Below are 8,285 nucleotides of genomic sequence, written 5' to 3'. Positions count from 1 at the left end.
GTAGGTCTCTGGTGTGGTGAGACTGTCGGGTGTGGTGGCCGGGGCGTGTGCGGTGAGGAAAGCGGTCACCCGGGCGTGCTGGGCGGCGGCGGTGGCGAGCAGGTCGTCCAGGGGGCGGGCCTGTGCCAGGTCCTGGGCGGCGTGTTGCAGGGCGGGGACGTGGCGGGGGCGGGCGTGGTCGGCGAAGACCTCGTCCAGGTGTACTCCGGTGATACGGACCGGGCCGACACGGCGGCCGTGGACGGTGAGGGACATGTAGTGCTCGTACCGGTCCAGCGCGGCGACCTGGTCTGCGCTGGGCTGCTCGCCCCATTCCGCGGTGATGGGTGCGATCGCGGTCCTCGAGCCGGTGGTGGAGGCGAGGGTGGAGGCGTTCTGGGTGAGCGACATCCGCACGGGTCCTGGCAGGCGTCCCAGGAGCTGGGTCATGCCGTGCACGGTGACTCTGTACTTGCGGAAGTCCTCGAACATCGCGGCGATGGAGTCCGGGGCCGCTCCGGTCAGGGTGATCAGTTCGTCGAAGTACAGCCGGTAGGGGCGCCGTTGGTGTTCGGGGGTGTCGCGGCGCGAGCGCACCGCCCGCAGCAGGTCCCGGGCTATCAAGGCGGTGAGCAGGCGGTCGGTGGGTCCGGTGCCGGCCGGGCACACCCACACGATGAGCCCTGCGTCCATGGCGGCACGGCTGTTGTAGACGCCGGCCGGCTGGCCGAGGAAGGCGCGGGTGACGGGGTGGGCGGCCAGGCGGGCGATCGGGTTGAGGACCACGGCGAACGCGTCCGGGGGGAACGTGGGGAACACCGTCGTCCACCAGGCCCGGGTGTCCTCGTCCAGCCGGCCGGTGACTGCCGCCAGGGCTGCGGCCCGAAAGCCCGGGTCGGTGAGCAGGGGGCGCAGGTGGAAGAGGGTGGCCTGGTCTGCCGGCTGGCCGGCCTGGCAGGCTGCTTCGTTGACGGCGACGAGGACGCTCAGGGCGGCGGTGAAGATGGTCAGCGCTCTGGGGGCGGCGGCGTCGTCCCAGCCGAGCGCGGAGGCGAACGCGTCACAGACGGCCTCGACGACGTCGTGCGAGGCCGGCCCGTGCTGCATGGCCAGCGGATTCCACGAGCTCAGCAGCGGTGACGGGCCCACCGTGTTGAGGTCGATCAGGGCGATGCGCCGCATCAGGTGCGGGTGGGCGAGGAAGGGGGCGGCCCGCGGCCAGGAGTCGCGGTGCGGGTCGAGGAACATCAGTGCGCCGCCGGCATGCGCCCAGCCGATCGCCTGCGCCAGCGCCCGTTCCGTCTTGCCGCCGCCGGCCTTGCCGACCCCGACCTCGAACAGGGTCTCGGCCGCATAGGTACCGACCATGCGGCGCCGCCCGTCCGGGCCCCGGTACAGGCCCTGCAACAGCAGCTCAGGATCCCCGAAGGTGAAGGTCGGCAGCTCGGTGGCGAGCAGCGGCAGCCGGCAGGTGACGGTGGGCGGCTTGAGCAGTCCGGTGATCTCGTCCAGCCTGACCCAGTTCGCGCGAGGCGGCTGGCAGTGCCCCAGGTCCCAGCGGCGCTCGAAGGTGCGCCGGGTGGGCCAGTGGTCGGCGCCGATCCGCCACGGCCCCAGCCGCCAGCCGCGCATCGCCCACCGCGAGCGGCCGCCGAACACATCGAGGGCGGCCTGGAGCTGGGCGAGCCGGGCCTGGGCGCGGCCCTGGGTGTTGGAGGCGCACATCACCAACAGCTGCACGCGCACCAGATGGTCGTCCTCGGCGAGCTTGCCCAGGGCTTCGGCCGGATCCACCCGGCGCGGCACCGGCGGCATCACCAGCCGTCCCGCGCCCGGAGCCCGTTTGTCACTCAGGAGCTGGCGCAGCTGCCAGCTGAGGGAGTCCTCGATGCGTCCGGCGTCCTGGCGCAGCCAGCGCGCGGAGCGCTGGGCCTCACGGCGCTCGGATCGGCGGGCCGCGCCCATCAGCTGCAGGCGGCGCGTGCGCAGCAGCCACTTGGGGGCACGCTGGAGATCGAGGCGGATCTCGGCCAGGTCGCCGAGTTCGGCCCGCAGGTCACACACGGCGTCCACCAGCGGCTGCAGCGGATCAGGGTCCAGCGGTACCTCGCGCAGCGCAGCGGTGGGCTTGCCGCGCAGGATGAACTCCGCCCGCACCACATGCGCGCGCGGACCGTCCACGATCGGGCGGGCCCGCTGGACGGTGACGCCGGGCCCGAACGGAGTGATCGACAACAGCCGTTGACCGCCGGCCGGCCCCTCGATCCGGTAGCGCAGCGGCGCACGGCCGTCCGCGCGCAGCCGGATCTGCACGGTCTTCGCCCGCCGCGGTACCCACCACGGCATCGACGTGGAGGCCCGGGCCAGCTGCACGCCACGGCGGAAGATCTCCTCCAGCCCGGGATCGAAGTGCCGCTGCGAGGTGAGCTCCAGCGCCATCCGCTCGGCCGAGGCCCGCCGCGCCAGGTGGCGCACCACCCACTCGCCGCCACCCCAGAGCGCGGCGACGGCGAGGGCGGGCAGGTACCAGTGGGCGAAGAGCCAGCCGGCGGTGTCGATCAGGTGGGTGACCAGGCCGAGTCCGGGTTCTGTGGCCGTGTGAAGGGCGTGGTGGGTCAGGTGCGGGGCTGCGGAATCCATGTGGGAGCTCCCTTGTGTGTGGTGCGGGTGAAGTGCCAGTCGGTGATGCGCAGTTCGGTGAAGGTGCCGGCGTGGTCTATGCCGGCCCACACCAGATGCACCACCGCCTCCTGCGGGCCCCCGTCGCGGCGGGCGATCGCGGCCTGGATACGGAAGCCGGCCGGGACGAACACCGGCGACGCCGCGTTCCGACGGGTCTGGGGGAACACGGCGGGCCAGGGGGCGCGGCCTCTTCCGGTGGCATCTGCGCGCAGCAGCGCACGGCCCGCCGTGAGCAACTCCCGTTCGTCGCCGGCCGCAAGGTCGGCGGGCCAGGCCTCCTCGAGCGAGCGCTGGATGGCCCGGTCTCCGGCCGCGCCCTCGCCCTGCGGAGGCAGCGCAGAGACGGACTCGAGTGGGGAGGGTGATGCCGCGTGCGCCGGGGAAGGCAGGGTTGCGATGCCCGGCGTGTGGCCGGCGCGTGCAGGGGTTGGCGACGACGGCCCCGTGGTGGGGTAGGCGGCCGCTGACGGGGGCGGGGCCGTCGTCGTCCGAACGTGCGGCATGCCCAGCAGGGCGACACCGGCGACGGCGAGGACGACGGTGCCCACCACCCACAGACGGCCTGAGCGCCTGGCTGCAGACTCTGAACGGCAGCGTCGCAGGCCGTGCCCGCCGGGGATGTCGGGCGAGGGCCCGGCCGCAAGGCGCGCGGGATCGTCCGGCCGGTGGGGCCTTTCCCTGCGGGCCGGCGGTGCGCCGGTGCTGCCGTGCACGGCGTGTGCTCTGGAGGCCATGTCGGTCCCCTCTGCCCTCGTGTGCCCCTTGGGCGAACGGGTGGAGCGGGTGGATGAGCGCGGCGAGATACTCGCTGTGGTCGAGCGGGCCGAGGTGATCCGGCACCGATGACTGCACCGCGTGGCGACGATCGTGTGCCGTGACAGTGCAGGGCGTGTCCTGGTCTACCGCCGTCCCGGCGAGGTGACGCTCTTCCCGGGCCAGATCAACGGGCTGCTCGGGGGCGCGGTGTCCGTGGGAGAGCCGGATCAGGAGGCCGCTGCGCGGGAGTTGAGGGAAGAACGTGGTGTGCATGCAGGTCCTCGCTTCCTGTTCAGGTTCTTGTGTCAGGGCGTGATCAGCCCGTGCTGCCTCGCGCTGCATGCGGTCCCCATCACGGACCCGGTCCGGCCCGATGCTGCGGAGGCCGGCCCGGCACCGGGGGTCGACTGGGACCGAACTGGCCGGCCTGGTTTGGCACCGGGAGTTCGTCGCGGATGCACGCGAGGCCTTCGACGGCTACCGCGCCCGGCCCGAGCGGGCGCGGCCACGGTGACCTGTGCTGCGCGTCGTCGCCCGTACGGTCCGCGGCCGCGGGAGGAGAACGGGATGGACGAAGAGCGATCGACACGCTGACGACAGATCTCTGGGACGCGGGGTCTTGTGTTTCGGACGCCGCACCCGCGGTGGCGGTCACAGCAGCCGCGCCCCTCCTGCGTAGCCGGACATGGCGCTCACCGGGTCCTGCCGCACAACGGTGCCAGGCCTGGCTGCGTTGATCATCTGTCCGCTGCCCAGGTAGATCCCGACGTGATAGATCGTGGAATCACGTCCGGGGACGTAGGCGTAGAAGACGAGATCACCGGGACGCAGCGCACCCGTGCCGAGGCTGGCGGGGATGCGCCGGCCGGTGCCGGCCTGCTGGGCCGCGGTGCGCGGTAGCCGGATACCCACCTGGGCGTACGCGTACAGCGCCAGCCCCGAGCAGTCGAAGCCCTTGATGTTCCCGCCGCTCTTCCCGCTGGGTGAGCAGCAGATCCCATACGAAGGCCCTTGTGCGGTGCCACCGCCCCACGAATACGGCACCCCCTGCTGGAAGAGCGCCGCCTCGATGACGGTGCGGACCCTTCCCGAGACGTTCCCCAGGCCGGGGCCGTTGGCGGCGGCCGTGTACTGGTCGATCCACCCGAGCACGGTGGCCACGTACTCGCTGGAGTGGTTGTACTGGTAGATCGCGGCCTTGAGCTGGGCTCGCTTGCTCAGGTCGCGTCCGTTGCCGCACAGATAGATCGCGGCACCGAGCGCGGCATCGTCGGCGTTGTGCGGGTCTGCGACCTTGTCGCCGTTCGCGTCTTCACCCACACCTGCCCAGGTGGAGGGCAGGAACTGGAACGGGCCCACCGCGCGCTCGCCGGTTGCGGTGCCGTCCCATCGGCCGCCGTCGGTGTCCGGGAACACGATGGTGTTGCCGCCGGCCCCGGAGCCGTTGAGGAGGACGCCGTAGATCCGGGGGCGGATGTCGCCGCTGGCGGTGATGGCGTGGCCACGCGCGTGGTGGGACTCGACCTTGGCGATGGCGGCAAGGACCGGCCAGCGCATCCCCCGGCAGGCCGGCACCTGCGTGCCGGCCTGCGAGGCGGCCTTCTGGTAGGCGGCCAGCATGCGGGTGGGGATGTCCGCGGCACTGCCGCCCTGGGCCGTCCCCCCGTCGCCCTGCGCGCTCGCCTGCAGCGCCACGTATGCGCTGATCGCGTTGCCGACCGGGGCGGCGCAGCACACGGCCGTGAACAGCAGCAGCGCCACCAGGCAGGCCCCCCGCCGTATCCGCCGGGCGGGCCGCTTCATTCGTTCTCACCGCCCTGGTTGGGGCGTTGTTGTTCGCGGCGCAGCCGTTCTTCGTTGCGCCGCATGATCCCCTGGATCATGTCGCGTGCTTCCTCCCGCGAGCGCCCGCTGGTGCGGTCCGGCTGTAGCGACGGCCCGGTAGGCCTGCGCCTGGGGCGCGGCGGTTCGGCCGGTGCGGGCGGCCCGGACGAAGCACCGCCAAACGGCGGCCCGTTGGGGGTGGTGCGGCCCCCGCTGCCGGCAGGGCTGGACGGCACCCAGGGGGGCGGTGGACTGCCCTGGGACCGGGCGCCTGCGGCGGACCCGCTGGAACGCGTGCCCGGGCCGGCCGGGGTGCTGCGCCGTTCGCTGGGGACACTGGCCGCGGCCGGTCCGCCGACCGCAGGCGCACCGCTGCCCGGCGCGGACGTGGCGGGCGCGGGCAGGCGGCGGCCGGTGAACGGGCCAGGCCCGCCCCGGTCGTCGGTGTGCTCGCTCAGGACGCGCTCCACGTGGCGCCTCGCGTCTCCCCAGGCGTGGGCGTCTTCGCGGACCGTGTTGCCCCCCACCCGGGCCTGCCGGCGGGCGTCCTGGGCGTAGGCGGAGCCCCCGGCCCGCGCCCGGCGGACGTTGTCGGGCAGACCGTGCGTTGCCCCGTAGACGGGCCGGCCGCCCCGGTGCAGGATGCGGTAACCGCGGAATCGGACCAGCCGGTTGTGGGCCCGGGTGGACATCAGGGTGCGATCCGCGTGCTGGTCGTGCAGCACCTGCCCCGTGCGAGGATCGACGATCTGGCCGTCCTCGTTGCGGTAGCGGTCGCTTGGGCCGCCGGGCCGGCGCGGCCCCCGACCACCAGGACCCCCGCCTGCGCCGGCCCCGCCGCCCGGCGGGCCGCCAGGGTGCGGGTCGCCGTCGGCGGTGGGCTTGCGCCAGGTGTCCAGCTTCTCGGGGCGCGGGCGGCGGCCGATCAGCAGCCAGTGCGCACCCTTGCCTCCCAGCCGGATGCCGGACAGCCCGAGCCGCGCGCCCAGCCCGCCCGCGGCCGCCGCGGCGGTGACCGGCGCGAGCCCCCGTGTGGCCTCGGCATGTGCGTCGGCCAGGACACGACCGGTGTCCACCGGCATCCCGGCCCCGTCGAACACCGAGGTGAGCGCGCCCATCAGGCGCTGGCGGGTGCCGAGGATTGCGAACCGGCCACCGCCGCCGGTGACAGCGCGCAGGCCGCCGCCGTACCCGGCCAGCGCGGCGGGGGAGTTCATGGCGAGCGCGGCACCGAGCTCGCTGCTGTCGCCCGGCAGGTGACTGCCGCCGACCTTGGCGTAGCGCATCCGCATCGCCATGCGCCGCCCGAAGGAGCCGATGCCGCTCAGCAGGCGGCGGTGCCCGGCCGCACCGGCGATCGCCAGGACGTCGATGAGCAGGATGCGTTCGACCATCAGGTCGGGGCCGTCGGTGATGGTGGCGTCCACGGCGATGCCGAAGAACGGCACGAACGCACAGACGGCGACCATGGCCAGGATCGCGATGCCCCAGATCGAGAGCCACTTCCACACCGACTGCCGCGCCGGGCCGGGCAGCATCCCGGCAACGAAGGCCAGGGCTCCGGCGGCCGCGGCCGCCGCGCCGATGCCCTGAGTGCCCAGCAGAACGATCGCGCTGGACAGCAGCATGCCGCAGATGAAGAACGCCGCGATCAGCAGCAGGGCGGCGCCCCCGACCCGCCACCAGGTGGGCTTCTGCGCATAAGCGGCACACGCTGTGCCGACGTCCCCGGCATCCTCCATGTCCTTGAGGAAGGCGGCGAACTGCTGGCCTTCCTCGCTGAAGGCGGCGCTGTCGAGGTCTGCCAGCGAATAGCCCGGAGCGAGCCCGGAACCGGCCGCGCCATCGGCAATGTCCTCTGCGGCGGCGCCGGGGTTGCTGTCGCGTTCGCAGTACTCCTTGGCGGGTCCCTTGATCAGGTCACAGGTGTCCCTGCCGCCCTGCCCTTGACTCTCCTCGTTCTGTGCTCCTGCCTTGTAGCCGCCAGTGATCCATTTCAGGTGGACGGCGTAGGCCTTGCGGTCCGATGGCTTGGACGGGTCGAGGATGCGGCCGTACTGCAGCAGCATGTACGGCTTGACGATCAGCGCATTGCTGATGGAGTCCTGCAGCGGGCGGGCCACCTCGGTGGAGGCCACGGGCGCGTCGGCCTGCTCCTCCAGGCACTTGGCCTCCTGCTGGCCGGCCATGCGATCGCAGGGGCTGAGGCTGGCGAGCTTGCCGCCCCAGTCGTAGGAGGCGACGCTCTCCTGGGCGACTTCGGCGGCCACCTGCTGCGTTTGCCCCAGCGGGCCGTCGGGGGCGAGCAGGTAGTCGGGGCGGACGAACGCGGAGGCGGCGAACGCGGCGATCGTCAGGGTCAGGAAGATCTCGCCCAGACCGCGGCCCACCCGCCCCCGCACGATCATGAAGGAGGCGAACACGAACGCCCACGCCAGCAACAGCCCCTTCAGCCCGAGCGTGTCGACGACCACCGTGCTGTAGGCGTCGGCGACCTTCTGCGCCGGGGCGATGAGGATCTTGAGGAGCGGGAACCGGAAGGCGAGCTCGATCGCCCACCCGGCCAGCCCGACCAGCAGCCGGATCACGGTGAACAGCCCGGCCAGGGCGAAGGCGAGAGACTGCGACTGGAAGCTGAAGATGGACCCGCCCTGCGCATTGAGCTCGTAGCCGTTGATCGGCACGCCCTCGGACGAGGTGATGTTCAGCGGGGCGAGGAGATCGCCGGTCTCGCTGCTGGCCGCGTACACGACCTGGCTGTTGACCATGACGAAGACGCCCGTCAGCAGCACCACGAAACCGGCCGGGCGCAGCATGGAGCGCTCTGGACGCAACATCTCAGCCCCGCTCCCGCGCCACGGCGCTGCGCCGCCATACGAGCAGGGCCGCCAGGCCTGCTCCGGCGGGAACCAGCCGCCACGCCGCATCGCCGAGGTCGTGGAGCTGAGCGGAAGCGGAACCGGCCGCGGCGCGCTCGCAGTACGGGTGGCCCGGGCCCACGATCACCTCGCACCGGGCCTGGCGTGTGGCGGAGGGGTAGGGGG

5 protein-coding genes and 1 pseudogene are annotated in these 8,285 nt (G+C 73.0%); 1 reads left to right on the top strand and 5 read right to left on the bottom strand.

What is annotated here, in order from left to right; genetic code table 11:
- Both HLK59_RS45905 and HLK59_RS51665 read right to left on the bottom strand, forming a co-directional pair.
- On the bottom strand, positions 1 to 2,619 hold a 2,619-nt coding region (locus HLK59_RS45905; RefSeq protein WP_171147621.1), incomplete at its 3' end, for an ATP/GTP-binding protein.
- A complete protein-coding gene (locus HLK59_RS51665) occupies positions 2,595 to 3,212 on the bottom strand; it encodes a hypothetical protein (RefSeq protein WP_346779977.1) in 618 nt (205 codons plus the stop codon). The genes HLK59_RS51665 and HLK59_RS45905, both read right to left, overlap by 25 nt.
- A 304-nt stretch (positions 3,213 to 3,516) precedes the next feature.
- Here HLK59_RS51665 and HLK59_RS45895 point away from each other — a divergent pair, with 304 nt between their 5' ends.
- Positions 3,517 to 4,011, top strand: a complete 495-nt coding sequence (locus HLK59_RS45895; RefSeq protein ID WP_346779976.1) for an NUDIX domain-containing protein — start codon at positions 3,517 to 3,519, stop codon at positions 4,009 to 4,011.
- Positions 4,012 to 4,068: 57 nt separating this feature from the next.
- Here HLK59_RS45895 and HLK59_RS45890 read toward each other — a convergent pair whose 3' ends face one another.
- The 3 genes and pseudogenes from HLK59_RS45890 to HLK59_RS45880 form a co-directional block, all read right to left on the bottom strand.
- Positions 4,069 to 5,220: a bifunctional lytic transglycosylase/C40 family peptidase gene (locus HLK59_RS45890; protein WP_171147620.1), complete on the bottom strand. Its 1,152-nt coding sequence runs from the start codon at positions 5,218 to 5,220 to the stop codon at positions 4,069 to 4,071.
- The gene (locus HLK59_RS45885; RefSeq protein WP_171147619.1) at positions 5,217 to 8,078 is read right to left on the bottom strand and encodes a hypothetical protein; all 2,862 of its coding nucleotides are present in this window, start codon (positions 8,076 to 8,078) and stop codon (positions 5,217 to 5,219) included. The genes HLK59_RS45890 and HLK59_RS45885 overlap by 4 nt, the downstream gene beginning before the upstream one ends.
- Position 8,079: 1 nt before the next feature.
- Positions 8,080 to 8,285 (bottom strand): annotated as a pseudogene (locus tag HLK59_RS45880) (hypothetical protein); the annotation flags it as partial.

The organism is Streptomyces sp. S3(2020) (assembly GCF_013044505.1).
GTDB lineage: Bacteria > Actinomycetota > Actinomycetes > Streptomycetales > Streptomycetaceae > Streptomyces.
Note: the sequence above shows the minus strand (reverse complement) of the source record. Positions and strands in the feature narration are given on the sequence as shown.

Excerpts from the sequence above, each read along its gene's own strand:
- HLK59_RS45890 (WP_171147620.1), bottom strand. The coding sequence starts at position 5,220 with ATGAAGCGGCCCGCCCGGCGGATACGGCGGGGGGCCTGCCTGGTGGCG.
- HLK59_RS45885 (WP_171147619.1), bottom strand. The coding sequence starts at position 8,078 with ATGTTGCGTCCAGAGCGCTCCATGCTGCGCCCGGCCGGTTTCGTGGTG.